Genomic DNA, 26,209 nt, shown 5'->3' on the forward strand with positions numbered 1-26,209 from the left:
ACCGGGGCAGGGCTTATGCACTGCTCCGGTTTATTTAAACACTTTATAATGGACAATCAAATACTATTAGACAAACCATCGTCCAGGCAATGGTGGTGGACGAAAATAAAGGATTTTTATCAAGGCCTTTTAATAAGCGGACTCATTACATTTATTATTTACTGTGCTTTGGGCGCCAGTATTGTTAACGTTTTAAGAGATTATGAGCTTGTACTATGGGCTGTTTTAATCTTCGTAGTATTCTTTTTAATCTATACCATTTTGGCCAGCATACTTTATGCCTTTGGTTGGCTTATAGATGCTGCACTAAATGATAACGAAAGTGAACGTCTCAGGCTTCAGCTTTTTGCCACCATTTATTGGGCAGCAGTTACAATACCTGTTTTGGCTATAGGTTTCCTCGTATATATAGTCACCAAAGCTCCAAACTCTTTTATTTTATGATAGCTTAATAAGAACTTCTGCCATGAACATTTTCATCAAATACTACTACGGCATACGCTTTTGCCTCCATCTCCTTTACGATCACATCAACACGTTGGTCAAGAAGATATAAAGCAATTGTTAAATTAACAATATTCACTATACCGATTTGGTTTTTGGTATAATTATTCGTTACTTTTGTGTAAATCATAATCTTTAATCCTATGAGTCGCGAATTAATTGAATTTTCAAACCTGATAGACGAGCAGTTTGAACCAGACACCAACATTACCGATGAACTTTGGAGCATGATACAAGGCTGGCTGGCACCGCAGTCCGTTAAAGCCGGAACGCTAAATACTATTGCTAATGCCAACAGCAGTAATGAAATAGCTGCCTAAGAAATTTAAGTTCATCAAACGCAATAAAAGTCTCCCTTCCGGGGAGATTTAGAGGGGCTATTTGCTAAATTTGCAGCCTCATGAGAAAAGGCAGAGGTAAAGCTTCAAATTTGCGGTTTGAAGATGTAACGGTAATTGACATTGCCGAAGAAGGCAAAGGTGTAGGCAAAACCGAAGATTTTGTACTGTTTATAGAAAAAGCCGTACCTGGCGATGTGGTGGATGTAGAAGTTTACCGCAAAAAGAAAAACTTTGGCGAAGCCAAGATCACCGCATTAAAGCACCCTTCGCCTCACCGCACCCAGCCCTTTTGTGAGCATTTCGGTACCTGCGGCGGTTGCAAATGGCAACATATGACTTATGAGTCGCAGTTGCAATTCAAACAAAAAGCCGTTACCGATGCCCTGAGCCGTTTGGCCAAAGTAGAGGTAAGTCATACTCTGCCCATTGTAGCTTCACCTGCCGACAGGTATTACCGCAATAAACTCGAATACACTTTCAGTAATAAACGCTGGCTTTACGATGGTGAAAATCGCACTGATGAAACCTTGGAAATGAGCGCACTTGGCTTTCACATTCCCGGCCGTTTTGATAAAATATTAGATATTAACCACTGCTACCTGCAGGCAGATCCTTCAAACGACATCCGCCTCAAAATACGCGATTATGCCCGGCTGCATCAAATGAGCTTTTACGATGTAAGAGCACATACGGGAGCGCTGCGTAATTTAATTATCCGCACCTCATCAACCGGCGAACTCATGGTGATCGTGGTATTTGCCCACGCTACCGAAGAAGAAGTGAACAGCCTGATGGGTTATGTAGAGCAGCAGTTCCCTGAAATTACTTCTCTGCTATACATCCTCAATCAAAAAATGAACGACACCATTTTTGACCAGGAGGTTGTAACCTGGAAAGGCCCTGAGTACATCCATGAGCACATGGATGAAATTCAGTTTCGCATAGGCCCAAAATCCTTTTATCAAACCAATGCTATACAGGCCAAGCGCTTGTATGAAATTGCCCGCGATTTCGCCGGCTTTACCGGCACCGAACTGGTTTATGATTTATATACCGGCGCAGGTACCATTGCCAATTTTGTAGCCAAGCATGTAAAAGAGGTTATTGGTGTAGAATACGTACCCTCAGCCATTGAAGATGCCAAAGTAAATTCGGCTATTAATAACATTAACAACACAAAATTCTACGCCGGTGATATGAAGGATGTGCTGAATGCTGACTTCGTAGCCCAGCACGGCAAACCCGATGTGATTATAACTGATCCTCCGCGCGCCGGTATGCATGCCGATGTGGTAGAACGCCTGATGGAAATTGAAGCGCCCAAGGTTGTTTATGTAAGCTGCAACGCCGCCACACAAGCCCGCGATTTAATTGTTTTGAAAGACAAATACGACGTTACGCAAATACAACCTGTTGACATGTTTCCGCATACGCAGCATGTAGAAAACGTGGTACTGCTGGAATTAAAAACCAAAGAGGAAATAGGCAGGATACAGGAAGAAAAAGCGAGGGTAGCTGAAGAGAAAGAAAGAGCGAAGCGCGAAGAGGAAAACGCAAAGGAAAGCACCGAGAGCGAGGTACAGGGAGCGTAAGTACGTTCATTTCCCCCGCTCCAAGAACTCGCTCCCCCGAAACACTAAAAAATTATGGAACCAGAAGAACTGTTGAACGATAATAACGATAAGAAAAAGATTAGCCCACTGCAAAGCCTGGAAACAGATTTGCGCCTGTACAGCGAATCTATCCGTGAAATAGCGGTAGAAATTATGGTGGAAGGCTTAACCACCTACCCCATCTTTGTGGCTCACCAGCATGAAGTTGCCTTGGGCGAAATGATTTTAAATAAAGACGACCTGAATACCGAGTGGACCATTCATGCCTCCACGATGGAAGAATTTACAGAAAAAGGCATTATTAAGAAAGAATTGCAGCAGCGCTTTATTGATACCTATAAGAACCCGCATGAATTTATGTGTGTATTTGTGATCGTACCCGAAGGAGCCAACTTTGTATTTTTTCCATACGGTAAAGAATAATATATTTGAACCTATTGTCGGTTGGCTGTCGAGAGTTGACTGTAAAGCAGGCCGCAGATTAGTACCGACAACTGAAAACAAAGAACCGACAACACGCCCATGCCCGACAAGATCTTAATTCTTAATCATCAGCAAATACAGCAAAAAATTGACCGTATTGCTTACCAGATACTCGAAGATAATTTTGAAGAGAAGGAAATTATTGTAGCCGGCATTTTATCGCAGGGGAGTGTTATTGCCCAACGTATTATTACAGTTTTGCAGTCTATTGCACCTTTTACCTGTACACTTATCAATATTAAGCTGGATAAAGACAGTAGCACCCTGCAATTCAGCACCGATAGGGATGTGGCCGAATGCAGCAATAAGGTGGTTATTCTCGTAGATGATGTACTCAACAGCGGCAAAACCCTGGCGTATGGCTTCGGCGTTTTCCTGGATGTGCCTCTTAAAAAACTACGTACCGTAGTATTGGTAGACCGCAACCACAAAAGCTTCCCCGTTAGTACCGATTATGCAGGCATTGCCTTATCCACGGTAATTAAGCAGCACGTATACGTATCGTTAAGTGAAAGCGGCGATGAAGATGCAGTGTATTTGGGATAAATCCGCTATTTGTCATCTAAAACGACAGTGATAGATAATATTGCTAACGCTTGTAGGCAATTTGAATGGAGCAACAGGATTGCTGGTTATCACTCGAAATGACAATAATGAAACAGATTTTACTCCTTATATAAATTCATCAACTTTAATAGCACTCCGTTCGTCCATCCAAAACCGTCCTGCAAAGGGTACTCGCCCCCACCGGCTATAGCATTAGCATTTTGCACATCATACTTTTCCAGCAATTTACCGCTCCGGTTAAACTCTTTTATGTTTAACTGCATCCAGCGCTGGGCAATAGTTTTGGCTAACGTATCATGTTTATAGTTACGCAAGCCCATAATGGTCATATATTGTAAGGGTGCCCAACCATTAGGCTGATCCCACTGCTCACCTGTATTATTTACTGTAGTAGCTACCCCGCCCGGCTGTAAAAACTTTTGCTGTACCAGCGTGGCTACTTGCTTAGCCTGCGGTGTTGTAGCCATATTAAAATACAACGGATAGGTCGTGGCAATACTTATTTGCTTAGACAAAGCTTTTTGCTGCCAGTTATAGTCGCGGTAACAGCCTGTTTTCGCATCCCAGCAATACTTATTCAATGCAGCTTTTCGCTTAATTGCTTTGGTGCGATACTGACTGGCTAAATCCTTATTGTTACTTATGTCATACGATTTGGCAATAACATTTTCCAGGTTATACAATAATGCGTTCAAGTCTACCGGCACTAAACTGGTGGTTTGCAGGGTAGGCAGTGTTTTGCCATCGGCCATCCAGCGGCTGCTAAAATCCCAGCCCGACTCTGCAGCAGCGCGAATGTTGCGGTAAAAGTCTTGGGCCTTTTGATTGGTTTTTTGTGCAGCCAGCACATCTTCCCTGTACGATTCCTCACGTGGTGTATTACTGGCATCCCAATAGCGGTTAAGCAAGCTGCCATCGGTCATACGTATTGCATGCTCAAAGGCTTTACCTGGTTTTAAACCATTTGCACCGTTCATCCAATATTGGTATTCTTTAATTAGCTGTGGCCTGTATTTTACCAATATCTCATTTCCCTTATGCTTAGCCAGCAACTGCACCATTAAGGCAAAAAACGGTGGCTGCGACCTGCTGATATAATAAGTGCGGTTCCCGTTGGGGATGTGCCCGTAAGTGTCGATCAGGTATGCAAAGTTTTTCACCATGTTTTCAATAAGCGAATACCTCTTGCTTTCTTCCAGTCCTAACATGGTAAAGTATGAGTCCCAATAATAAATTTCCCTGAAACGGCCACCAGGTACAATATAATTATGTGGCAATGGAATTAGTGTAGTTCCCTTAACCGTATCGGCCACATGCTGCAAAACGGTCCAAAGGGTGTCAATATGGGCACGTATACCTGCACCTATGTTACTATGGTATATGGTGCTGCTTGCAGCCGGCACCGAAAAATATTCCTGCGTAAACGCTTTTAAGATAAACCCGGGTTTATCTTTAGAAGCCTGGTAAAGCTTGTTAATTGATGCCGCCGATTTAAGGGGCGATGCATCTACAAAGGTTTTACCATCGGGGTAAACTTGCTGCATTTGCACGGCTTTAAACAATTCGGGATAAAGTTTGGCGGGTGTATTGGGCTGTGCAAAGGCAAATACCGAAAATAATGCCGTAATATGCAGCAACAATAATCGTTTCATACTACTCATAAATACACAACCAAAAAATTCTTATTTTGTCATGCAAAAGCAAATTAAAAAATAGATGTTTAAACATTTATTTTTATTCACTTACATTTACATCATAATTTAAAAGAAAATGAAAAAAATCACGACCTTATTCGTTGCAGTTATTGCGGTAGCTTTAGTTGCATTTAAACCAGTTGCACCCGTTACTTTCAAAGTAGACGCTGCTAAAAGTAAAATTGAGTGGACAGGTAAAAAAGTAACCGGCCAGCACATGGGTACTATCAAATTAGCATCGGGCGAAGTTGCCACTAACGGTAAAGTACCAACCGGCGGTAATTTTGTCATAGACATGACCAGCATGGACAATACTGACCTGAGCGGCGATGGCAAAGGCAAACTAATGGGCCACTTAAAATCTGATGATTTTTTTGGTGTTGAAAAATATCCTACTGCTAATTTCGTAGCCACAAAAATTACTCCTGCAGGTGGCAATAAAGTTAACGTTACCGGTAACTTAACCATCAAAGGCAAAACCAATGCTATTACATTCCCGGCTACTTACGCTATTGCAAATAACACTTTAACCGTAAACGCATCAGATGTAAAAGTAAACCGTACTTTATATGATATCCGTTATGGTTCAAAGAGCTTTTTTGACAGCATTGGCGACAAAGCTATTGATGACGATTTCTTGTTAAACATCAGTTTAGTGGCTACACGCTAACCTTGATAACCCTTAATATTTAAGAAAGTCCTGGCCTCGATGCCGGGATTTTTTCGTTTAGAACTTTTAGGAGTGAAACTTTTTATATCTTCATTCCGTATAGATACATATTATGACAAGCACGACCAAGCCCATTAGCATTTTACTGGTTGATGATGACGAGATCAACAACTTTATATCCATCAAACTCATTAAAAAAGCTTTGATCTATACTGAAATAACTGCTTGTTTAGATGGAAGTTACGCCATAAACGAGCTGTTAGACATACAGGAAAGAAACCCCGAAGACCTGCCCGATTACATCTTGCTGGACATTAACATGCCTATTATGAACGGCTGGGAGTTTTTAGATGAATACAAGCGTTTAGGAATCGATCCGCTCGGAAAATCAAAAATATTTATTATTTCTTCATCAGTTTTTAGCAATGATATTAATAAAGCTAAATCTTATGATCTGGTGAAAGATTTTATTTCGAAACCTCTGAATGTAGACAAGATCAAAGAGCTTTTTGTGGTCGAAAAAACGATCTAAACCGCGTACGGAATTACATTAAACGTTTCGTGTTCATACTTTACGCGGCCAACAGAAGTATTCTTGGCGTGGTAAAAAAGGCATATCCAGTCTTCGGCTGCTGCCTTTTGTCCATACTCATCGCGTAGCAGCATGGCTTTACGGCCGTCATAGTCATACTTGGCGGCAAATTTTCTCAACAATTGCTCCGGCTCGGGTAACTCGTCGCCTCCAAAAAAACATTTGGTGCCCTCTTCTTCCAATAAAAACACCTGGTGATATTGCGTATGCCCGCCCGATAGCTCGTAATGTATGCCGGGCCTTACTTCCCCGCTTCCTTCTACAAATTCTATTTTAGCTTCGCGCTGCAAGGTTTCAAAAATAGGCAAACGGTACGATGATGATTTACCCGACAAGGCGTAATCCCATTCCCCCTGTTGTATAATATGCGTAGCCTGCGGAAAGCTGGGTTCTAGCTTACCGTTACGCTCAACCACCAGTCCGCCGGTGTGGTCATAGTGCAGGTGCGATTGCAATACCAAGCTTACCTCGCCTGGTGCAAAACCGGCCTCACGAATGTGCTGATGCAATAAAAGATTGCCTTGAGCGTCTTTATAGCCTAAACCGCTGTCTAATACGATAAGGTCGCGATCGGTTTTAACTAAGAACGGATTAACATGGATAAACAAGGAACCCGGACGATCTTTGGCATTATCGGTTGCAGGGTTAAAGGGAATAAATTGTTTGGAAGAATCAACCGAGTAAGAGCCTTCGCCTAATGCAAAAATTTCCATATTTATAGAGTACGCTTGTTAGCAAGAAATGTACATTTGCTGTTTAGTATAAACCAGCAATTGTTTAACAATTTACAAAGTGCAAAAGTATGCAAAAACGGTGGGCACAAAAGCATAACCCCGATATTAATGCGGTAAAAGAGCTATCGGCCACGCTGGGTATCGATGAGGTTTTGAGCACACTGCTTTTACAGCGGGGTATAGAAACCTATGATGATGCGCGCTACTTTTTCAGGCCCGATATACGCCACCTGCACGATCCTTTCCTGATGGCGGACATGGAACAGGCCATTGAACGGATAGATGCCGCTATACATGCAGGCGAGAAAATACTCATCTATGGCGATTATGATGTAGATGGTACCACCGCCGTGGCATTGGTTTATGGATTCTTTAGCAAGTTATACACCAAGCTGGAGTACTATATCCCAGACCGTTATAAAGAGGGTTATGGCATCTCTACCCAAGGTATTGATTATGCTGCGCAAAACGAATTTTCGCTCATTATAGCACTTGATTGCGGCATTAAGGCCGTTGACAAAGTTGCTTACGCCAATGCGCTTAATATAGATTTCATCATTTGCGATCACCACACACCCGGCGAAGAACTACCGGCTGCCATAGCAGTGTTAGATCCCAAACGGGCCGATTGCGATTACCCTTACAAAGAACTTTCGGGCTGTGGCATTGGCTTTAAACTAATACAGGCTTATGCCCAAAAACATGACCTGCCCTTTGAAGAAGTGGCACAATACCTTGACCTGGTAGCCACCAGCATAGCCTGCGATATTGTACACATTACCGGCGAAAACCGCACGCTGGCCAGCCACGGCTTGCAAAAGTTAAATGCCGAACCGGGTATGGGCCTTAAAACGCTCATGGAACTCGCCGGCAAAACGGCCAACTACACCATATCAGATATTGTTTTTATGATAGGTCCGCGTATTAATGCTGCCGGGCGTATAGATGATGCCAAGCATTCGGTAGAGCTGTTATTGGCTACCGACCTTGATATGGCTAAGGAAAAAGGAATGCTCATCAGCGTGAAGAACACCGAGCGCAAAGAGCACGACCTGGCTATTACCGATGAGGCTTTAAGCATGATAGCCGCCGATGTATTAACGCCCGACCGTAAATCAACCGTGGTATTTAACGAGAAATGGCACAAGGGTGTAATAGGTATTGTGGCATCGCGCCTTACCGAAAAATATTATCGCCCCACTATTGTACTCACCCGCTCTAACGGCCATGTAGCGGGCTCCGCACGTTCTGTGGTAGGCTTTGACCTGTATGAAGCCCTGTGTGGTTGTAGCGACCTGCTGTTGCAGTTTGGTGGACACAAGTATGCAGCAGGCTTAACCATGCAGCCCGAGCAGGTAGAGGCCTTTACACAACGCTTTGAAGAAGTGGTGAGTGCCAGCATTACAGAACAGCAACTCATACAGCAAATAGTAATTGATACCGAATTAAAGCTTGAACAGATTACCCCAAAATTTTTCAGGGTACTCAATCAATTTGGTCCTTTTGGGCCCGAAAATATGTGCCCGGTGTTTGTTAGCAAGCAAGTATCGGTTTATGGTAGCAGCGTAAACTTAGTAGGCAGCAACCATATTAAAATGACTGTATACCAGGATGGCTCTGCTTTGTTCGATTGTATTGCCTTTAACCAGGGCGAGTGTTTTGAGCAAATACGCCAGGGCAAGTCTTTTGATATTTGCTACACCATTGAAGAAAACGTATGGCGCGACAAACGCAGCATACAATTAAACGTTAAAGGAATAAAGTGTTGATTTCGGTTGTCAGTTGTCCGAGGTCTGTTTTCTGATCTCTTCAAACTTGCAATTTACAATGAACACAGACAACTGACAACCGAATACTGACAACTGAAGAAAATATGAATCTACGTGCCGACCATCTGGTAAAAAAATACAAGCAGCGTACAGTAGTGAACGATGTATCGTTCAATGTATCGCAGGGCGAAATTGTGGGTTTGCTGGGGCCTAATGGTGCCGGCAAAACTACTTCGTTTTACATGATCGTGGGTTTAATTAAACCTAACGAGGGAAAAATTTACCTGGATGATGAAGAAATTACCGACGATGCCATGTACCGACGCGCTCAAAAAGGTATTGGCTACCTGGCACAGGAGGCTTCGGTGTTTCGTAAGTTAACCGTAGAAGACAATATCAAAGCTGTGCTCGAAATGGGCAGCATGAGCAAATCACAACAAAAAGATAAGCTGGAAGAATTGATAGACGAGTTTAGTCTGCATAAAGTTCGCAAAAACCGGGGCGACCTGCTCTCGGGTGGTGAACGTCGCCGTACCGAGATTGCCCGCGCCCTTGCTGCCGAACCCAATTTCATATTACTGGATGAGCCCTTTGCCGGTGTAGATCCTATTGCTGTAGAAGAAATTCAGGCTATGGTGGCCAAACTCCGTCACCGCAACATCGGCATCCTCATTACCGACCACAACGTACAGGAAACCCTCTCCATAACCGACCGGGCTTATTTACTGTTCGAGGGCAAAATACTGGAATCGGGCGTACCCGAAGTATTAGCTGCTAACGAAATGGTGCGCAAGGTTTACCTGGGTGCCAACTTTGTACTGAAAAGAAAAACCTTTGATTAGAAACGAGTATTAATAATTATAGCTAATTTTAATCATCAACACATCGTCCTCATGGAACTAATTATTGATTTTGATAAAATAAAAGACCCATCCAAGCGTGAGTGGTTAATTAGCTCTTTAAAGTTAATGGACATTGGTTTTCAAACTACAGAGAAACCGCAAACCTTAGGTCAATATAACGATGACCTCAAAAAAGGCGATACTGAAATTGATGGTGGGAAATACATTACTGCTACAGATTTAAAGGCAGAAGCCAAAAAGTGGTAGTTGTTTGGAGCAATAGTGCAAAAGCTGCGCTAAAAAAAGTTTATGAATACATTGCTTTAGACTCATTACAAAATGCACAAATGGTAAGAGATGAATTGATTGATTTAACAATTCATCTTTCTAACCATCCAGAAAAACATCCAGCCGATTTATATAAAACAAACAACGATGGAAGTTGGAGAGCCTTCGAAAAACATCACTATCGCGTTTCATATCGTATTACTGAAAAGCAAATTCGTATAATACGTTAAGGCATACCAGTAAGAACCCCTTAAAGTATTAATTTCTTCTGAATATATTTAATGTTTTAATAGTCATCTTGCTCTAAAGCGCAATTGCATAAAAAGCATTATACATTCTTTCATGGCCTAAAAATAAAACTTTTGATTGAGTATGATGTTCTGAAAATCTGTAACCAATTAACCTGCATCTTTAGCCGCTGTTTAACATTATATCCGTTCAATTTCTGCAGTGATAATAATCCAGATATTGAACTAAAAACTTTTCGTTATTTTCGGCACCACGTATGACCATTCTAAATTCTGTTGTTACCTGGCTCATGAAAAAGCGCATCCACCAGATCGAGCTTTTTATGAAATACCCTAATGATGTTCAGCAGGAATGGTTTAAACAATTGATTTCTAATGCTGAGGATACCGAATGGGGTAAAAGGCACCACTACAAAAGCATTAATACCGTTGCAGATTACAAAGAACGCGTTCCCATTCAAACTTACGATACGTTAAAGCCTTACATAGAGCGCATGCTCAAAGGCGAGCAAAACTTACTTTGGCCTTCGGAGATCAGGTGGTTTGCCAAATCATCGGGTACTACCAACGATCGCAGCAAGTTTATCCCTGTAAGCGAAGAATCGCTGGAAGAATGTCATTTTAAAGGCGGTAAAGACATGCTCACCATTTACTGCAATAACCGGCCCGATGCCCAACTTTTTACCGGTAAAAGCCTCACTTTAGGTGGCAGTCACCAAATAGGGCAGTTAAATACCGACATTTTTTTTGGCGATCTATCTGCCGTGATCATGAAAAACCTCCCCATGTGGGCCGAGTTTTATCGCACGCCCGATTTAACCATAGCCCTCCTCGAAAATTTTGAGGAAAAGATAGAGAAGATGGCACATGCTACCAGGAATGTGAACGTAACCTGCATTAGCGGCGTACCCACCTGGAACATCATCCTTTTTAAACGCATCCTCGAAATTACCGGCAAAAACAACCTGCTCGAAATATGGCCCAACCTGGAGCTGTACTTTCATGGGGCGGTAAATTTTACGCCTTACCGCGACCAGTTTAAAAAGCTGATCCCCAACGCCGATATGTACTACCTGGAAACCTACAATGCCTCCGAAGGCTTTTTTGGGATTCAGGATCGGGAAGAACCGGGCGATATGCTGCTAATGCTGGATTACGGTATTTGGTACGAGTTTTTGCCCTTAGAAAACATAAACGATGAGAACCCCGATACACTCACACTCGATGAGGTAGAATTAGGAAAAAACTATGCGCTCATCATTAGCACTAACGCCGGCTTATGGAGGTATATGATTGGTGATACGGTTCGTTTTACCTCGTTAGATCCCTTCCGTATACAAATTACTGGCCGCACCAAGCACTTTATTAATGCTTTTGGTGAGGAAATTATCATAGATAATGCCGAGCGTGCTTTACAGGAAGCTTGCCGCCAAACAGAGGCAATCATCCGCGATTATACCGCGGCTCCTATTTATTTTTCTGACAATAAAGGTGGCGGTCATGAGTGGATCATCGAATTTGAAAAGCATCCGGGAGAGTTTGAGCGCTTCGTAGATCTATTGGATGAAACCCTGCGCAAGGTTAACTCCGATTATGATGCCAAGCGCTTCAAAGATATGGCCCTGCACCGTCCACGGGTACATGCTGCCCCCAACGGCACATTTGTAAACTGGATGAAAAGCCGTGGCAAACTGGGCGGTCAGCACAAAGTGCCACGCCTGGCCAACAACCGCGATTACGTGGAGAGTATTTTAGGAATGATGAATTAATTTTTCAGTCAGAACGTATCGAAGATTTAACCAGGCGGCAAGTGCTTCGACAGGTTCAGACTAATATTTTGATATTACTTCTTACTGGGTATCCATGCATTGATCTTAGCTTCCAAAACACTCAAAGGCATCGAACCATCTTTTAAGATCTGGTCATGAAAATCGGCCAGATTAAATTTGCTGCCCAACTCTTTTTCGGCCTTGGTACGTAATTCACGAATTTTAAGTGCACCTATTTTATAGCCAAGCGCCTGACCAGGGATGGCCATGTATCGCTCAATTTCGGCAGTGGCACCCTGCTCACTAATGGCTTCATTATCCATCATGTATTTAATGGCCTGCTCACGGGTCATGCCTTTGGTGTGAATGGCTACATCAACCACTAAACGTACCGCACGATGCATTTCATCGCCAAGGGCACCCATGTGCTGGTAAGGATCGGTATATAAGCCCAGTTCTTTACCCAACGATTCGCAATACAGTGCCCAACCCTCTACGTAAGCATTATCATAAGTAAACCTGCGGAATTTAGGCAGCGATGTATTCTCCTGCGTTAACGAGATCTGATAATGGTGCCCCGGAATAGCCTCATGCAGAAACAATGACTCCATGCCCGAAGTGGTATTAAAGGTAGCAGCATCCAAAATAGGCACATAAAATATACCCGGGCGACTGCCATCGGCGCTACCCTGGTTATACTCGGCACTGGCCGATGCCGCACGGAAAGCTTCAGTTTGCCGTATCTCAAAAGGTGTTTTAGGCTTATGGTTAAACATTTTTTTAAGATTTGGCTCCATGCGTTGATGAATGCTCTCAAAAGCAGCTAAAACTTCTTTAGGCGTTTTATAAGGCATGAATTTTTTGTCGGTTTTCATGTATTCAAAAAACGCTTTCAAATCACCCTTAAAGCCTACCTTGTTCTTAATGCTATCCATTTGGGTACGGATGCGTGCTACTTCAGTTAACCCTATCTGATAGATCTCTTCGGGCGTTTTGTTGGTGGTTGTGTTTTGTTTAACCAAGTAAGCATATATGGCCGCCCCATTGGGCAGCGATGAATAACCCGAAGTGCTGCGGGTATGCGGTAAGTAAGTAGACTTTAAATAAGCACCTAATTTTCCATAGGTTCTAACCACATTAAGCAGTATAGCTTCTTTGTACGCTTGGGTAAGCCTTTCCTTATCAGCAGCCGAAAAGTCTTTAGGCATATTCTTGACAGGTTCATAAAACAAGCTTTTGGTAACATCGGTAACTACCATGCTCTCCATTTGCGGTATCATTTTTAAAACCAAGGCCCGGGGCATAACCACGCCCGCTTTGATGCCTTTATCAAAGTTAGCCATGGCGGTATCGGCCCATATGGAGAAAGCCGACAAGCGTTTTAACCAATTATCATAATCTTTAACCGTTTTAAAAGGCTGTGCCGATGAGCCCGAACCAAACTGGCCGATAGTTAAAGGCAGCGAAAACATCTGATTAAAAGGCATTTGCTCCAGCGGAAAGTTATAAGCCTCTAACTGAACGGCAGTTTGATAGTTGAGCACATCATAAGAAAGCTTGTCTTGCTCGTCCAAATCGTCGCGCTTAACGGCGTGCAGCTTATCTATATATCTATTATAAAAGCTCTTGGCCTGCTGTATAAACTGTGCAGAACCATCGTTAGGCAAAAGGTCATTATAGCGGTTGTCTCCTGAGGCGGTGGCTTCTAAGGGGAAGAGTTTAAGGCGGTCCTCGTAGTAATTATCCAGCAGTTTATTGAAGTTGGTGTTACTTTGTTTTTCGGGTTGCTTGCAAGCTGCCATAAACAGAACTACACAAAACAATAAGCCTGATATTTTCATGAGAATGCGGTTTAAAAGCTAAATATAGGCAATAATTGGCGATGATTTCGCAACGGAATAATGTAAGAGCGTTTACGCATGAAGTGCCCGCTAATATTCATCAAACTTCAAAAAAATACATTTTTCTTTATTGAAGTAGCTTTTTTTATTTAGCAAAAAGAGAGATTCAATTTTTCCCAGAACTCCCAATATTTACGCGTGAAAACTTTAATGAATGCTACTTTAATTTTTAAAACGGATGCGCAGGCTAACCGTTTCAGGTTGCCTGTTGGTGTTGGGTAACCAAACCGGGCCGGCTTGTACCAATTCAATAGCTGCTTTGTCGGCTTCGGCGCTCAGGCTTTTTAAAATCTTAAAATTAGCAAGGCTACCGTCTGCATTGACCACGAAGCTTAACCGTACTACGCCTGTTTTACCGTTTACCGGCTTGGTATTATCTTTAATATATTGGTTGAACGCGCTCCACCCTTTCTGTGGCCGGGCTGCTTCAGCTTCTCTTTCGTTATTGGCAGCTCCATAACCTACTACCACCACTTCATTAAGCGAAGCCGAACTGGGGTTCAGGCTTACATTCAGGCTATCTTTGCCTTTAACTTTTAGCCGCTTACTTTCGTAGCCTATGTAAGAAACCAGTAATTCCTCTTTGTTGAAGGCATCTATCTTAAACTTCCCATTAACATCAGTTTGCACTATTTTACTTTTATCGGCCGTGAGTATACTCACACCGGGTAATGGCGTACCGTTTTTATCGAGCACCCTACCGGTAATTGTTTTTAACGTATCTGATGCTTTTACTTTTTTACCCTTACTTACAATTACCCCTGCCACACTGCCCTGCAGCGATTGCTGTATCTCGGCAGGTTTTACACTGGCCACACTGCTGGTAGCTTCTTTCCTTTCCTGCGCCTGATAGCCATATATAGGCACACTGGCCAGCATATTTTCAGACAGTGCAGAATCACTCTTTAACCGGGCCATACTACCCCGTTTAGTGGTTACTAACACAACACCATTCGCACCTCTGGAACCATAAATGGCCGTAGACGACGCATCTTTAAGTATTGAAATACTTTGGATATCGGCTGGCTTTATATTGCTGATTTTGCCTCCGAAAACTTTTCCATCAACTACATACAACGGTTCTTTGCCTGCAATTGAGCCAACTCCCCTGATGCGGATATCGGGGCTGCTACCCGGCAGGCCATTGACACCTGCTGCTTTATCACTAACCAACTGTTGCGCCAGTTTCGGAGAATTAGCCACTGCCTCATCGGCCTGTACTTGCTGCGGCTTAGCAGACATACTTTCAGCTTGTGGTTCGGCCGCTGTAGCATCCGCAGCCGGAGGTGCATATCTGTTACCAAAGCTCTTTGGCGGTATACTACCTTTACGATTTTGAGCAACTACTAAATTATTGGGCGATGCGGGGCTTAACACTGCCGAATCGGGTTTCGGTTCAGGCACCTTCACAGCAGGCATCACCGGCTTTGCTTTAGCTATAGCATGATCGGCCGATGGTAACTCGTTCACCCTTGACGAATGGCTATTAACCAGCCACCAACCGCCCACCGCAACAAACAACAATACCGAGGCTGCAATGGTAAGGCTTGGCCACAGCGTTAGCCGCTTACGCGTTGGTGCAGTACGGCGCCGCAGACGCTTTTGCAGATCGGCCAGGTTGTGCTGCTGATCGCCTTTAAGTGCATAGCCTTCCAGGGCATCGGCCAAGAACGGATCATCGAGCGCCTGGCGTTCTAACTCATGCATAGCACGGGCATCAAGCTCTCCGTTGAGATACTTCCTGATCTGCGATATGTTGGTCTTGTTAGCGCTCACGGTTATTTTCCAGGCAAATTTTCAGGTTCCGCTTTCCGTTTTGGATATAGCTCTTTACTTCGTTTAACGAGTAGCCGGTTAACTCGGCCACGTCTTTATAACACTTCTCTTTAATATAAAACAAGTCGATGCTTTGTTGCTGCTCGGGCGATAGCTTTTGCATACACTTTTCCAGCTGGTTCACATTCGCTTCTGTATCGTTAACCTCAGGATGCAAAACGAAAGGAAATTCCATAACCCCGTCTAAACTTAACGTTTCCGTTTTCTTGTTAGCGCGCAGCTGCATCAAACAAAAGTTACGGCTCAGCACATATAGCCAACCTCTAAACTGTTTAACCTCGTGCCGGGTAGCCTTCACAATAAGTTCTTCAAATATCTGCATTACAGCATCTTTGCTTTGCTCTTCATCCTGCAAATATTTGAGGCAAACACCGTAAACCAGCGGCATATACTTTTCGTAAAGTTGACCAAGCACAGCCAAATCGCCGGTTTGGCGGTAGCTTTGCAGCAGGTCATCGTCACCTGTTACGTCGGGCTTATTTTTGCTGCTGAACCAACTCATGTAAGTGCCGTAAAATAAATTTTTTATCCGGCTTATGGAAATTGATTATGTGCTGCATCCTAAGTACAAATCAAATTAAACAGCCATGAAAAAATTCATCTTCTTACTATTGATGCTGGGCAGCCTTACTACGGTAATGGCCACCGGCAACCGAACTGTTACCGGTGTAGTGTACGACCAGAGCACCAACTATCCCTTAGCGGGGGTAAATGTTAATGTAGAGGGGACAGGTATCAGTGAGAAAACTAACCAGAACGGGGCTTATACTATAAACGTTCCTGAGAAAAACATTACACTCATTTTTTCTCATGTAGGTTTTGAAAACAAAAAGGTAATTTTTAAAAACAAAGGCGTTGTTAATGTTTATCTAAAACCATCTGTATTCTGTGAAGATTTGGTAGTGATGAGTTATGGCTCTCCGAAAGCAGACAAAAGTGCCAGTTTAGCCGAAGTGCAAGTTGCGGCACCTCAACAAACCTTGCAAGGCCGTGCAGCCGGTATACAGGTTAGTCCCGGTAAGCCAGGTGCTTCGCAAAGAATAATGATTAGAGGAAAGGCAACTGTTAATGGTATATATGGACGATATGCACCACCGCAAGAACAAGAGAGCTACAAAGGCATCACCGAAAACGGCTTTCAAAGTGCGATGGACATTCCCCTGTCTACCTTTTCTATTGATGTAGATGCAGCCTCATACAGCAATGTAAGGCGTTTTATCAATAGCGGTCAATTACCGCCCAAGGATGCCGTGCGTATTGAGGAAATGATCAATTACTTTAACTACAACCTGCCTGCCCCTACCAATAACGAGCCGGTAGCCATCCATACCGAACTAAGCGCCGCGCCCTGGAACCCACAGCACCGCCTGCTACGCATAGGTTTGAAGGCACGTGTGGTGGCAACTGATAAGCTTCCGGCCTCTAACCTGGTATTCTTAATCGATGTATCAGGCTCTATGAATCAGAGCAATAAACTGCCGCTGGTGCAGTCGTCGCTTAAAATGTTGGTAGACCAGCTACGCCCTCAGGATAAGGTGGCTATAGTGGTTTATGCCGGTGCGGCAGGTTTGGTATTACCTTCTACACCAGGCAATCAAAAAACTACAATTAAAGATGCTATTGACCGCCTGAGTGCAGGTGGCTCAACCGCGGGTGGCGAGGGTATTAAGTTAGCTTACAAAACAGCTGTTCAAAATTTTATCAAAAATGGAAACAACCGTGTGATTTTGGCTACCGACGGCGATTTCAACGTGGGTGCATCATCAGACGGCGACATGGAAACCCTGATTGAGCAGGAACGTAAAAGTGGTGTATTTTTATCGGTGTTAGGCTATGGCATGGGTAATTACAAAGACAGCAAAATGGAAACCCTGGCCGATAAGGGCAACGGTAACTATGCTTACATCGATAACATAACAGAGGCCCGCAAAACGCTGGTGAGCGAATTTGGCGGCACCTTGTTCACCGTGGCTAAAGACGTAAAACTGCAATTGGAATTTAACCCCGCCAAGGTAGCCTCGTACCGCCTTATTGGTTATGAGAACCGCCTGCTGAATAAAGAAGATTTTAATAACGACCAAAAAGATGCCGGCGATATGGGTGCCGGGCATACAGTTACGGCGTTATATGAAATTATTCCTGCCGGGGTACATGATAAGTTTACCCATAGCGTAGATCCATTAAAGTATCAAAAGGCAGAGAAACCTGCTACCAATTTTATTTCTAATGACATGCTAACCATCAAGTTCCGTTATAAAGAACCGGCAGGATCGGTAAGTAAACTGAGCCAAGCCGTGGTCATGGATAAGCCGGTAGAGTTTAAAAATACCTCGGTTGATTTCCGCTTTGCCACCGCGGTAGCGGAGTTTGGTATGCTGCTGCGCGATTCGGAATTCAAGCAAGGTTCTAAATATAACGAGGCTATAGAAATGGCCCGTGCCGCCAAAGGCAATGACCACGAAGGCTACCGTGCCGAGTTTGTTAAACTGGCCGAAAGCGCCAAGCTGTTAAGCAAAAGCGGGCTGGTAGCGGTAGAAGAGTAAATATAAGATGATGATGTGTCATCTCGAACGATAGTGAGAGATCCTGTTCGAAAAATAAGTTTACTACTGGCTGCTTATATAGGATTTCTCACTATCGTTCGAAATGACATTGGTATTAAAGTAAAAGTAATTGCAAGGAGTGACAGAGAAGTGGCAACCGCAAGGATGCTTACCTTAACACGTGCGGTTGCCACGCTATAGCTCCTTTAGATTAGCATAATTAAATTTACTGGAATTTCCTTGCCCAATCAGGCGTCCGCGCCTGATTGAATCTTCGTGTAAGCGTCTACGCTTACGGTTGCATTTCGCAAGCGTGGACGCTTACCTTAAGATGCGTTCAGGCGTGGACGCCCGAACGGGCGGTATATATAATTATTATTATTTAACCACCCGCGCAATCAGGCCCTAACGGGCGGCAAAAATTATTGATCGGCTTTAAACGCATTGGCCAGCGTAACGCCTAATGCATCGTATTTGTCTTTGGCAATGGAGGGGTATTGGTATAAGAAATGCGAAAAGATAAGATCGCCGGAAACAGGCATTTCGGCTACGATGATCTTGTAGAGGTATTGGCTTTGCCCTTTTCTGCCTTTGAGGCAAATGCTGTAGTTGTAACCCTTAGTACCTTTACAGAGGAAACTAATTTTTACTTTACCCAATTCTTTGTCTTTACCGGCTTTGAGTATTTTGATATAATCATCCACCGCTTTTTCAACGGCTAAAACATCGGTAGCCTTAAGGCCCCGCCTGCTGCCAAGTGGAAAGGGTACAACTTGCCCGGCAAATATTTTAAAGCTGGCTTGTTTATCAGGGCTCAGGTAAGTAACAGTATCAATATAGGCATCAGTTTTTTTACGTACCTCGCTTACCACCTCTTCTACCGGCCATATTTCTTTGAAGTATTTGGGGTAAGTGTAAGCGTAGCTGTACGATACATTACGGGTTTCGGCATAGTGCGCGGTATCCAGCTTGATCTCTGTACCTTCAAAAACACAAGGCACATTTCTTTCCAGCAGCTTTTTAAGCTGTGCCTGGCTCGCAGCGGTAAATACGCTGCAAACCATCAGCAGGAAAGTAGCGATGGCCTTCATTATATAATTGGGTTGCAAAAGTAACAAAAAAGCCCTTTAGCTTTTACTAAAGGGCTCAAGTAATTAGTTATACGCAGCTACCTACCATGAAATACCGCCGCCTGGAGGGTTAGGACAAGTATCTACCCTTTGACTACCTGTAAAATTATAGTTTGCCGGATAGATTTTATAAATCACAATATCCTTATCCATATATTTTGTTGGGTTGATTACTTCATAGTATAATTTCAGCCCAATTTGTTTACCACTATACATATTTTCAATAGTTTCCCCATAGACTAACTGGCGTGTTTCCTGGTGATAAGGAAAAGCTCCGCCATAACGTGTTGCATACTCCGGCCGCTGATCGCCAGGTGCTACAATTATACCAATTGTGGCTCCTTTGAAGATCAGCCCATTTGCTGCGTGATTAGAAATGAAGTTTACCGGATTAGCCAATTCGGCCGTTGCATCTACATACCACTGGCAATTATCGTTATATCCCTCTTTTATGGAACAGTTAAAGGTAGGCATCTCTACAATATTAAATAAGCCCCAGCTTATAGGCTGTACTGGTTTATAGTCAGAAAGCACGGTGCTATTACTGTTCAACGAAAAGGTACGACTGTACAATGTGTTACCTAAAACAGCAAGACCCGAAAAGTTTAGAGTTCCACTAAATTTCAATGGTTGCCTTGGTGCCGGCTTCGTCTTTCCACCAATAAAGGATTTTATAATGCCGAGGGCAGTACCCACAAGCGGTATAGCATCCGCATATGATGAGTTTAAAATGTTGTGGAAAATACTATTATCAGGTTTACCCCACTGGCTTTCTTTCAATACTTTTCTAAATTTATCGGCACCGTCAACAATGTTGTAACCGGTATTGATAGCATTGGCAAAAGATGTTCCCTGACCACCCGGTGTAACTTGTGTAATGGTTTCATTCAACGTAAAATCAGTTGAATTTAAAGTGATGGTAGTTTCATCAATCCGGTTAATTTGCAGCTTCAAGCCTGCGTTCATGGCGTATCCGGGGTCATAACCTGCCAGGTTGTAGTCGAATACTAACCAATCTGAAAACTGATTTGAGGTTGCAATTTGATGATCTTTAACATTGGGATCATAATTATTCAGGAACGAACCGGCGCCCTCGGCATTAAAGGTCATGAGTCCGCCTGTATAACCCGGATTAACGAAGCTTAAATCGGCCTTTAAATAAGACGACGGTACCTGCTGGGCGTTATACAACATAACCCTGAATATAGCCCGGTACTTATTATAAAGCACAAAGAACGGAAAATCAATAGGCCTTGTAGGCGTTCCAAAATCTCTGAAAGCTAATACCCAGCCATCCTCAGGAAATATATCAAGTTCGGGTCCTGAGTTGAGTACATTACCCTGTGTATAAAAAGGAAGAAAGGTATTTATGGTTTGGATGTTGCTAACTGAACCCGTTGGCGAATAATATAAATTGTGCGCCTGGTACTGCCACCATTGCCAGTTAGGATCAAGGTTAGGATCATTAGGGTCGGTAATGTTTCTTACATTTTTAGTACGGTTGCTTGCCTCCTGCAACATAGCATCGGTACCTTCTTCCTTGATCTCGCCTTTTTTACAGCCTGCAACTGTAATTAACAATAAGGAAAATAAAAACAGAAATTTTGTGTAATTTTTTTTCATTTTAATTGCAATTAGTGAATTATTTGAACTTTACTAACTGCAATTTAAGCCATTATTGCTTTAAAAGATATATTTAATAAACTTTTAATATATATTTAAATTAGTTTCATAAAAACAGTATGTTTATGAGATATTGTCAGCGAAAAATTTCCATAATTTCAACAAACTGTTAAATACACCTATATTATGCACGCGTATAAACGAAAGAAGCCTCACTTTTCAGTGAGGCTTCTTTATATTTTGTATATTATTTATATCAATAACCTTACCGGTTCTTCTAATAATGATTTAACCGTGTTCAGGAATGCGGCTGCAGTAGCACCATCAACCGTACGGTGATCGGCGCTTAACGTTACCTTCATTACATTACCCGGAACCACAGCTCCGTTCTTAACTACCGGTATTTGTTGTATACCTGCTACGGCTAATATACAAGAGTCTGGCGTGTTAATAATGGCGGTAAAGTCATCCACACCAAACATACCTAAGTTAGAAATGGTGAACGTAGAACCTTCCCAATCGCTCGGTTGCAGTTTTTTGTCTTTAGCTTTTTTGGCAAACTCTTTAACCTCGGCACTAATGCGGCTTAACGATTTACCATCGGCAAAACGCACAACCGGTACCAGCAAACCTTCGTCTACCGCTACGGCTATCCCAATGTTTACATGCTCGTTAAAGCGAATTTTATCGCCCAACCATGAAGAGTTAATGGCAGGGTGCTGTTTTAAGGCAGCAGCACAAGCTTTAACCACTAAATCATTAAATGAGATCTTAATTGGCGACACTTCGTTCATTTTACCACGGGCCACAATAGCCTGATCCATATCAATGGAAACGGTTACAAAGAAGTGAGGTGCGGTAAACAAGCTTTCGCTTAAACGCTTGCCAATAACCTTACGCATTTGCGTAACCGGCTTTTCGGTATATTTTTCCTCGCCTACAAACGGTGCTAAGGTAATAGTTGGTCCTGCTTTAGCAGCACCTTCTTTAGCATTTGCACTGGCAGCTTGCTCGGCTTGTACTTGCGAAGTTGATGCAGATACACCGCTATCTTGTGAAGCGCCTTTAGCCGATGGCGTAAAGTTCTCTATATCTTTCTTAACAATGCGACCACCTTCGGCGCTACCTTTTACTTCGTTTAAGTTGATGCCTTTGTCTTTAGCAATTTTACGTGCTAAAGGCGATGCTTTTACGCGGCTGTCATCTTGTGACGTTTCAGTAGAAGAACTTGCAGTAGCAGTTTCTTCAGCAGCTTCCGGCTTTTCTTCGCTTTTTTCAGCGGCGGCAGGCGCAGCGTTTCCACCTTTTAATAAAGGCTGAATATCGGTACCTTCTTTACCAACAATGGCAATAATATCGTTTACCTGTGCAGCTTTACCTTCTTCAACACCAATGTAAAGCAGGGTACCTTCTTCGTAACCTACTACTTCCATGGTAGCTTTATCAGTATCTACATCGGCTAATGAATCATCGGCTTTAACCTTATCACCAACTTTGAAGTTCCATTTGTTAATTACCCCTTCGGTCATGGTATCGCTCAATAAAGGCATACGTATAACGGCAGCAGGAATGCTCGACAAATCAACAGCGGGCTCAGCAGCTTTTTCTTCTTTAGGGGCAGCAGGTGCTTTATCTTCGGCAGGTTTTTCTTCCTTAGCCTCGGCAGCCGGAGCCGCACCACCTTCTAATAACGATTTATAATCTTCGCCTTCGTTACCAATTACGGCAATTACCGCATCAACGGCAGCAGCTTTACCTTCTTCAATACCTACATAAAGTAAGGTACCGTCCTGGTACGATTCAAAATCCATAGTGGCTTTGTCGGTTTCAACCTCGGCCAATAAATCGCCTGATTTTACCTTGTCGCCAACTTTTTTATGCCATTTAGCGATGACCCCTTCGGTCATGGTATCGCTCATTTTGGGCATTTTAACTACTTCAGCCATATAATGTTGATGATAGTTTGGGGTTAATTATGTTTTAAAATAGGTTAGTCGCGAATGTATGGGTAATCGCTCTGTACGTATACATCGGTGTATAGTTCAGATGCCTCTGGCCATGGCGATTCTTCGGCAAACTGTACCGCTTCGTCAACCTGTGCTTTAATTTTGGCTGCAATTTCCTCAAACCATTTCTCGTCGGCATAACCGTTTTGCTCAATAGCTTGTTTCACTATCTCGATAGGATCTTTGGCTTTATAGCTTTCTACCTCTTCTTTGGTACGATACTTTTGCGGATCGCTCATGGAGTGACCTTTATAACGATAGGTACGCATTTCCAGGAAGGTTGGACCTTCGCCTGCACGCGCGCGGCGCGCGGCCTCGTCCATAGCGTTGTGTACTGCAACAGGGTCCATACCATCAACTGCCGATGAAGGGATACCGTATGGCAAACCTAATTTATAAATATCTACATCGGCGGTGGTACGGGCTACCGAAGTACCCATGGCGTAACCGTTGTTTTCGCAAACAAAAATTACAGGGATCTTCCACAGGGCGGCCATGTTAAAGGTTTCGCCCAGGGCACCCTGGCGTACGGCGCCATCGCCCATATAACAAACGTTCACGTGGTCGGTACCTTTGTACATTTCGGCAAAGGCAATACCGGCACCCAGCGGAATTTGACCGCCTACAATACCGTGGCCACCGTAAAAGTGGTTAGCCTTATCGAACATGTGCATAGAACCACCTTTACCTTTAGAGATACCGGTAGCTTTACCATACATTTCGGCCATGATAGCGCCCGGCGAAGTACCTTTGGCTAAAGCATGAGCGTGATCGCGGTAAGTGGTGATCATGCTGTCTTCATGACGTAAGGCCGATACGGCTCCGGCTAAAACAGCCTCCTGGCCTATATATAAATGGCAAAAACCTCTGATTTTTTGCTGTCCGTATAACTGTCCTGTTTTTTCTTCGAACTTACGCATTAACAGCATCAGTTCGTACCACATCAGGTAGGTGTCTTTAGTTATTTCGATTGAACTCATTTATTAAAGAATCAATTACTGTTTTTTGGGATGCGCAAATCTAATTATATCCTTGAAAAAAATCGATTTCGGAACACATTTGTTAAAAATAATTTAGGCAGGGTAGCGTTTTTCCCTACTCCGGTTAACTGCAGCGCACCAGAAATTAATTATGAAAAAATATTTTTTCGAGATTTGGTTTTTTGGAAATAATGTATAGCTTTGTCTTCAACAATAGACACCAGTGTCCATTTTAATAAACAAGTCACCAATTAATTCAAGAAAACTGTTGATTAGATGAAGAAATTGTCCTTAGCTATTGCCTTAACCCTGAGTATTTTAAGCACACAGGCCCAAACAAAAAGCATTCCAAGTACCCAGGTTACTGAAACCGAAGAAGATAAAGGTTTAGCCAAAGATTACTTTTCACAAATTATGGGTGTGGCTATGTCTGCCACCTCAAACGTAAAGCTTTTTCAATTTGTATACGACTGGATCGGTACTCCTTACCATTTAGGTGGCGATACTAAACGTGGTATTGATTGTTCTGGCTTTGCTTACCAGCTTTACAGCAAGGTGTTTAACACTGCCATTGGCAACAATAGCCGCAACATCTTCAGCATGGTTAACCCTGTAGGTAAAGAAGAATTGAAAGAAGGAGATTTAGTTTTCTTTAAGATACACAGCCGCGCCATTACCCATGTAGGCGTTTATATTGGCAACGGTAAATTTGCACACGCATCTTCAAGTAAAGGTGTAATGGTAAGTTACCTGGCCGACCCATACTGGACCCGCTATTATTATAAAGGCGGCCGGTTACTTGCAGAAGCCCCTCAAAATAATTAATCGATATATATCAAAAGAAAAAGCTCCCGCCATAAACGGGAGCTTTTTTGTTATTTGGCGTTATCGGTGGTGTTGCGCACCAAGCCCATACCCGAAAAGAAAAAGATGATAGCAATTACACCGATCACGATCAGGTTGGTCACATTACTGCTGTGCTGAATAATTTGAATACCGGTATAAATAAGACCAATAATGCCTAAGATGGTCAAAATGGCTCCGAAAGTACGTTTTAAGTTCATAATAATTTATTTAAATGATTTAAGTAGCATCTATAAATAATACTTTTATATTTATTGTCTTATAACACCAATATATGATTGCCGTTTGGATTATTATTTTTATTTTAGTTATTATAGGCTTTACCTCCTTTGTAACCATAAAGCAGGGCACCGTTGGCGTGGTTACCGTTTTTGGTAAATACCGCCGTATACTGCTGCCAGGGCTTAATTTTAAGATTCCGTTGATAGAGGTTTTGCAATCGCGTATCTCTATTCAAAACCGTTCGGTAGAGCTCGAGTTTCAGGCGGTAACGGTAGATCAGGCTAATGTTTACTTCAAAGCTATGATCTTATACTCAGTTTTTGACCAGAGCGAGGAAGCCATCAAAGCCGTAGCCTTTAAGTTTGTGGATGAACGTAATCTTATGCAGGCATTGGTACGTACCGTAGAAGGCTCTATCCGGGCTTATGTGGCTACTAAACGCCAGAGCGATGTATTGATATTGCGCCGCGAAATTGTGGAGCACGTAAAGGAACAGATAGATAATATTTTAGAAGGCTGGGGCTACCATTTACAGGATCTGCAATTGAACGATATTACGTTTGATGATGTGATCATGAAATCGATGAGCCAGGTAGTAGCCAGCAACAACCTGAAAGCTGCCGCCGAAAACGAAGGACAAGCGCTCCTCATCACCAAAACCAAAGCTGCCGAGGCCGAGGGTAACGCCATTAAGATTGCCGCCGAAGCCGAACGCCAGGCATCGCAGTTACGCGGCCAAGGTGTGGCCCTATTCCGCGAGGAAGTGGCCAAAGGTATGACGGTAGCTGCCAAGGAAATGCACCAGGCCAATATGGATACCTCGGTAATCTTATTCACTATGTGGACCGAAGCCATTAAGCACTTCTCCGAAAACTCTAAAGGCAACGTCATCTTCCTCGATGGTTCGGCCGAAAACATGCAAAAGACCATGAAAGAGATGATGGCCATGCATAGTTTACAAACCGATGCAGTAAAGAATGACCGATAAAG

The 26,209-nt window shown here is 43.1% G+C and carries 26 protein-coding genes; 15 read left to right on the forward strand and 11 right to left on the reverse strand.

The annotated features are described in order from the left end of the window. The first annotated feature begins 48 nt into the window (after positions 1 to 48). Complete coding sequence (locus tag IEV61_RS18950; RefSeq protein ID WP_188418637.1) at positions 49 to 444, forward strand: hypothetical protein; 396 nt, start codon at positions 49 to 51, stop codon at positions 442 to 444. A gap of 4 nt (positions 445 to 448) precedes the next feature. On the opposite strand, the gene IEV61_RS18955 is transcribed toward IEV61_RS18950, so the two are convergent. Then, entirely contained in the window at positions 449 to 634 is a 186-nt protein-coding gene (locus IEV61_RS18955; protein ID WP_188418638.1) for a hypothetical protein, read from the reverse strand. A gap of 13 nt (positions 635 to 647) precedes the next feature. Here IEV61_RS18955 and IEV61_RS18960 point away from each other — a divergent pair, with 13 nt between their 5' ends. The 4 genes from IEV61_RS18960 to IEV61_RS18975 all read left to right on the forward strand — a co-directional run bounded on the left by IEV61_RS18960 (position 648) and on the right by IEV61_RS18975 (position 3,487). After that, positions 648 to 824: a hypothetical protein gene (locus IEV61_RS18960; protein WP_188418639.1), complete on the forward strand. Its 177-nt coding sequence runs from the start codon at positions 648 to 650 to the stop codon at positions 822 to 824. Between the two features lie 80 nt (positions 825 to 904). Continuing rightward, positions 905 to 2,437 (forward strand): 23S rRNA (uracil(1939)-C(5))-methyltransferase RlmD, encoded by a 1,533-nt coding sequence (gene rlmD, locus IEV61_RS18965; protein WP_188418640.1) that lies wholly within the window; start codon positions 905 to 907, stop codon positions 2,435 to 2,437. A 54-nt stretch (positions 2,438 to 2,491) separates the two neighbouring features. Then, positions 2,492 to 2,881 carry a hypothetical protein gene (locus IEV61_RS18970; RefSeq protein WP_188418641.1) on the forward strand — a complete coding sequence of 130 codons (390 nt, stop codon included), beginning with the start codon at positions 2,492 to 2,494 and terminating at the stop codon, positions 2,879 to 2,881. A 99-nt stretch (positions 2,882 to 2,980) separates the two neighbouring features. Continuing rightward, a complete protein-coding gene (locus IEV61_RS18975; protein WP_188418642.1) occupies positions 2,981 to 3,487 on the forward strand; it encodes a phosphoribosyltransferase family protein in 507 nt (168 codons plus the stop codon). 119 nt (positions 3,488 to 3,606) lie between these two features. Here IEV61_RS18975 and treF read toward each other — a convergent pair whose 3' ends face one another. Next, entirely contained in the window at positions 3,607 to 5,160 is a 1,554-nt protein-coding gene (treF, locus tag IEV61_RS18980) for an alpha,alpha-trehalase TreF (RefSeq protein WP_188418643.1), read from the reverse strand. A gap of 118 nt (positions 5,161 to 5,278) precedes the next feature. Here treF and IEV61_RS18985 point away from each other — a divergent pair, with 118 nt between their 5' ends. Both IEV61_RS18985 and IEV61_RS18990 read left to right on the forward strand, forming a co-directional pair. Then, positions 5,279 to 5,872 carry a YceI family protein gene (locus tag IEV61_RS18985; protein WP_188418644.1) on the forward strand — a complete coding sequence of 198 codons (594 nt, stop codon included), beginning with the start codon at positions 5,279 to 5,281 and terminating at the stop codon, positions 5,870 to 5,872. A gap of 112 nt (positions 5,873 to 5,984) precedes the next feature. Continuing rightward, positions 5,985 to 6,404, forward strand: a complete 420-nt coding sequence (locus tag IEV61_RS18990; RefSeq protein WP_188418645.1) for a response regulator — start codon at positions 5,985 to 5,987, stop codon at positions 6,402 to 6,404. Here the strand turns inward: IEV61_RS18990 and IEV61_RS18995 are convergent. Beyond that, positions 6,401 to 7,177 (reverse strand): MBL fold metallo-hydrolase, encoded by a 777-nt coding sequence (locus tag IEV61_RS18995; RefSeq protein ID WP_188418646.1) that lies wholly within the window; start codon positions 7,175 to 7,177, stop codon positions 6,401 to 6,403. The two genes, IEV61_RS18990 and IEV61_RS18995, sit on opposite strands and share 4 nt — an antisense overlap. Positions 7,178 to 7,266: 89 nt before the next feature. Here IEV61_RS18995 and recJ point away from each other — a divergent pair, with 89 nt between their 5' ends. From recJ to IEV61_RS19020, 5 genes are all read left to right on the forward strand, one after another. Next, on the forward strand, positions 7,267 to 8,967 hold the full coding sequence (gene recJ / locus IEV61_RS19000) for a single-stranded-DNA-specific exonuclease RecJ (RefSeq protein WP_188418647.1): 1,701 nt from the start codon (positions 7,267 to 7,269) through the stop codon (positions 8,965 to 8,967). Positions 8,968 to 9,071: 104 nt separating this feature from the next. Beyond that, entirely contained in the window at positions 9,072 to 9,809 is a 738-nt protein-coding gene (lptB, locus tag IEV61_RS19005) for an LPS export ABC transporter ATP-binding protein (RefSeq protein ID WP_188418648.1), read from the forward strand. Positions 9,810 to 9,860: 51 nt separating this feature from the next. Further along, entirely contained in the window at positions 9,861 to 10,076 is a 216-nt protein-coding gene (locus tag IEV61_RS19010) for a hypothetical protein (RefSeq protein WP_188418649.1), read from the forward strand. Then, entirely contained in the window at positions 10,070 to 10,327 is a 258-nt protein-coding gene (locus IEV61_RS19015; protein ID WP_188418650.1) for a type II toxin-antitoxin system RelE/ParE family toxin, read from the forward strand. The genes IEV61_RS19010 and IEV61_RS19015 overlap by 7 nt, the downstream gene beginning before the upstream one ends. 275 nt (positions 10,328 to 10,602) lie before the next feature. Continuing rightward, positions 10,603 to 12,114, forward strand: coding sequence for a GH3 auxin-responsive promoter family protein (locus IEV61_RS19020; RefSeq protein ID WP_188418651.1), 1,512 nt, complete (start codon positions 10,603 to 10,605; stop codon positions 12,112 to 12,114). Positions 12,115 to 12,188: 74 nt separating this feature from the next. On the opposite strand, the gene IEV61_RS19025 is transcribed toward IEV61_RS19020, so the two are convergent. From IEV61_RS19025 to IEV61_RS19035, 3 genes are all read right to left on the reverse strand, one after another. Then, positions 12,189 to 13,955 (reverse strand): DUF885 domain-containing protein, encoded by a 1,767-nt coding sequence (locus IEV61_RS19025; RefSeq protein ID WP_188418652.1) that lies wholly within the window; start codon positions 13,953 to 13,955, stop codon positions 12,189 to 12,191. 222 nt (positions 13,956 to 14,177) lie between these two features. After that, a complete protein-coding gene (locus IEV61_RS19030) occupies positions 14,178 to 15,791 on the reverse strand; it encodes a TonB family protein (RefSeq protein WP_188418653.1) in 1,614 nt (537 codons plus the stop codon). Continuing rightward, complete coding sequence (locus IEV61_RS19035) at positions 15,781 to 16,353, reverse strand: RNA polymerase sigma factor (RefSeq protein WP_188418654.1); 573 nt, start codon at positions 16,351 to 16,353, stop codon at positions 15,781 to 15,783. Before IEV61_RS19035 ends, IEV61_RS19030 begins: the two co-directional genes overlap by 11 nt. Before the next feature lie 85 nt (positions 16,354 to 16,438). Between IEV61_RS19035 and IEV61_RS19040 the strand changes: the two genes are divergently transcribed. Next, entirely contained in the window at positions 16,439 to 18,394 is a 1,956-nt protein-coding gene (locus IEV61_RS19040) for a YfbK domain-containing protein (protein WP_188418655.1), read from the forward strand. A gap of 422 nt (positions 18,395 to 18,816) precedes the next feature. On the opposite strand, the gene IEV61_RS19045 is transcribed toward IEV61_RS19040, so the two are convergent. From IEV61_RS19045 to pdhA, 4 genes are all read right to left on the reverse strand, one after another. Next, a complete protein-coding gene (locus IEV61_RS19045; protein ID WP_188418656.1) occupies positions 18,817 to 19,485 on the reverse strand; it encodes a hypothetical protein in 669 nt (222 codons plus the stop codon). An 81-nt stretch (positions 19,486 to 19,566) separates the two neighbouring features. Further along, positions 19,567 to 21,147 carry a hypothetical protein gene (locus IEV61_RS19050; protein ID WP_188418657.1) on the reverse strand — a complete coding sequence of 527 codons (1,581 nt, stop codon included), beginning with the start codon at positions 21,145 to 21,147 and terminating at the stop codon, positions 19,567 to 19,569. A gap of 251 nt (positions 21,148 to 21,398) precedes the next feature. Beyond that, on the reverse strand, positions 21,399 to 23,093 hold the full coding sequence (locus IEV61_RS19055; protein ID WP_188418658.1) for a dihydrolipoyl dehydrogenase family protein: 1,695 nt from the start codon (positions 23,091 to 23,093) through the stop codon (positions 21,399 to 21,401). Between the two features lie 44 nt (positions 23,094 to 23,137). After that, entirely contained in the window at positions 23,138 to 24,133 is a 996-nt protein-coding gene (pdhA, locus tag IEV61_RS19060) for a pyruvate dehydrogenase (acetyl-transferring) E1 component subunit alpha (protein ID WP_188418659.1), read from the reverse strand. A 276-nt stretch (positions 24,134 to 24,409) separates the two neighbouring features. Here pdhA and IEV61_RS19065 point away from each other — a divergent pair, with 276 nt between their 5' ends. Next, positions 24,410 to 24,958: a C40 family peptidase gene (locus IEV61_RS19065; RefSeq protein ID WP_188418660.1), complete on the forward strand. Its 549-nt coding sequence runs from the start codon at positions 24,410 to 24,412 to the stop codon at positions 24,956 to 24,958. 50 nt (positions 24,959 to 25,008) lie between these two features. On the opposite strand, the gene IEV61_RS19070 is transcribed toward IEV61_RS19065, so the two are convergent. Beyond that, positions 25,009 to 25,197, reverse strand: coding sequence for a hypothetical protein (locus tag IEV61_RS19070; RefSeq protein WP_188418661.1), 189 nt, complete (start codon positions 25,195 to 25,197; stop codon positions 25,009 to 25,011). 74 nt (positions 25,198 to 25,271) lie between these two features. On the opposite strand from IEV61_RS19070, the gene IEV61_RS19075 reads away from it, so the two are divergent. Continuing rightward, the gene (locus IEV61_RS19075; protein ID WP_188418662.1) at positions 25,272 to 26,207 is read left to right on the forward strand and encodes an SPFH domain-containing protein; all 936 of its coding nucleotides are present in this window, start codon (positions 25,272 to 25,274) and stop codon (positions 26,205 to 26,207) included. Positions 26,208 to 26,209 lie beyond the last annotated feature (2 nt).

Origin of the sequence: Mucilaginibacter galii, from assembly GCF_014635825.1 — a bacterium.
GTDB lineage: Bacteria > Bacteroidota > Bacteroidia > Sphingobacteriales > Sphingobacteriaceae > Mucilaginibacter > Mucilaginibacter galii.

Bases quoted from the DNA above. Each gene is read 5' to 3' on its own strand.
- IEV61_RS18950 (WP_188418637.1), top strand. From the start codon at position 49: ATGGACAATCAAATACTATTAGACAAACCATCGTCCAGGCAATGGTGG.
- IEV61_RS18955 (WP_188418638.1), bottom strand. From the start codon at position 634: ATGATTTACACAAAAGTAACGAATAATTATACCAAAAACCAAATCGGT.
- IEV61_RS18960 (WP_188418639.1), top strand. From the start codon at position 648: ATGAGTCGCGAATTAATTGAATTTTCAAACCTGATAGACGAGCAGTTT.
- rlmD (WP_188418640.1), top strand. From the start codon at position 905: ATGAGAAAAGGCAGAGGTAAAGCTTCAAATTTGCGGTTTGAAGATGTA.
- IEV61_RS18970 (WP_188418641.1), top strand. From the start codon at position 2,492: ATGGAACCAGAAGAACTGTTGAACGATAATAACGATAAGAAAAAGATT.
- IEV61_RS18975 (WP_188418642.1), top strand. From the start codon at position 2,981: ATGCCCGACAAGATCTTAATTCTTAATCATCAGCAAATACAGCAAAAA.
- treF (WP_188418643.1), bottom strand. From the start codon at position 5,160: ATGAAACGATTATTGTTGCTGCATATTACGGCATTATTTTCGGTATTT.
- IEV61_RS18985 (WP_188418644.1), top strand. From the start codon at position 5,279: ATGAAAAAAATCACGACCTTATTCGTTGCAGTTATTGCGGTAGCTTTA.
- IEV61_RS18990 (WP_188418645.1), top strand. From the start codon at position 5,985: ATGACAAGCACGACCAAGCCCATTAGCATTTTACTGGTTGATGATGAC.
- IEV61_RS18995 (WP_188418646.1), bottom strand. From the start codon at position 7,177: ATGGAAATTTTTGCATTAGGCGAAGGCTCTTACTCGGTTGATTCTTCC.
- recJ (WP_188418647.1), top strand. From the start codon at position 7,267: ATGCAAAAACGGTGGGCACAAAAGCATAACCCCGATATTAATGCGGTA.
- lptB (WP_188418648.1), top strand. From the start codon at position 9,072: ATGAATCTACGTGCCGACCATCTGGTAAAAAAATACAAGCAGCGTACA.
- IEV61_RS19010 (WP_188418649.1), top strand. From the start codon at position 9,861: ATGGAACTAATTATTGATTTTGATAAAATAAAAGACCCATCCAAGCGT.
- IEV61_RS19020 (WP_188418651.1), top strand. From the start codon at position 10,603: ATGACCATTCTAAATTCTGTTGTTACCTGGCTCATGAAAAAGCGCATC.
- IEV61_RS19025 (WP_188418652.1), bottom strand. From the start codon at position 13,955: ATGAAAATATCAGGCTTATTGTTTTGTGTAGTTCTGTTTATGGCAGCT.
- IEV61_RS19035 (WP_188418654.1), bottom strand. From the start codon at position 16,353: ATGAGTTGGTTCAGCAGCAAAAATAAGCCCGACGTAACAGGTGACGAT.
- IEV61_RS19040 (WP_188418655.1), top strand. From the start codon at position 16,439: ATGAAAAAATTCATCTTCTTACTATTGATGCTGGGCAGCCTTACTACG.
- IEV61_RS19045 (WP_188418656.1), bottom strand. From the start codon at position 19,485: ATGAAGGCCATCGCTACTTTCCTGCTGATGGTTTGCAGCGTATTTACC.
- IEV61_RS19050 (WP_188418657.1), bottom strand. From the start codon at position 21,147: ATGAAAAAAAATTACACAAAATTTCTGTTTTTATTTTCCTTATTGTTA.
- IEV61_RS19055 (WP_188418658.1), bottom strand. From the start codon at position 23,093: ATGGCTGAAGTAGTTAAAATGCCCAAAATGAGCGATACCATGACCGAA.
- pdhA (WP_188418659.1), bottom strand. From the start codon at position 24,133: ATGAGTTCAATCGAAATAACTAAAGACACCTACCTGATGTGGTACGAA.
- IEV61_RS19065 (WP_188418660.1), top strand. From the start codon at position 24,410: ATGAAGAAATTGTCCTTAGCTATTGCCTTAACCCTGAGTATTTTAAGC.
- IEV61_RS19070 (WP_188418661.1), bottom strand. From the start codon at position 25,197: ATGAACTTAAAACGTACTTTCGGAGCCATTTTGACCATCTTAGGCATT.
- IEV61_RS19075 (WP_188418662.1), top strand. From the start codon at position 25,272: ATGATTGCCGTTTGGATTATTATTTTTATTTTAGTTATTATAGGCTTT.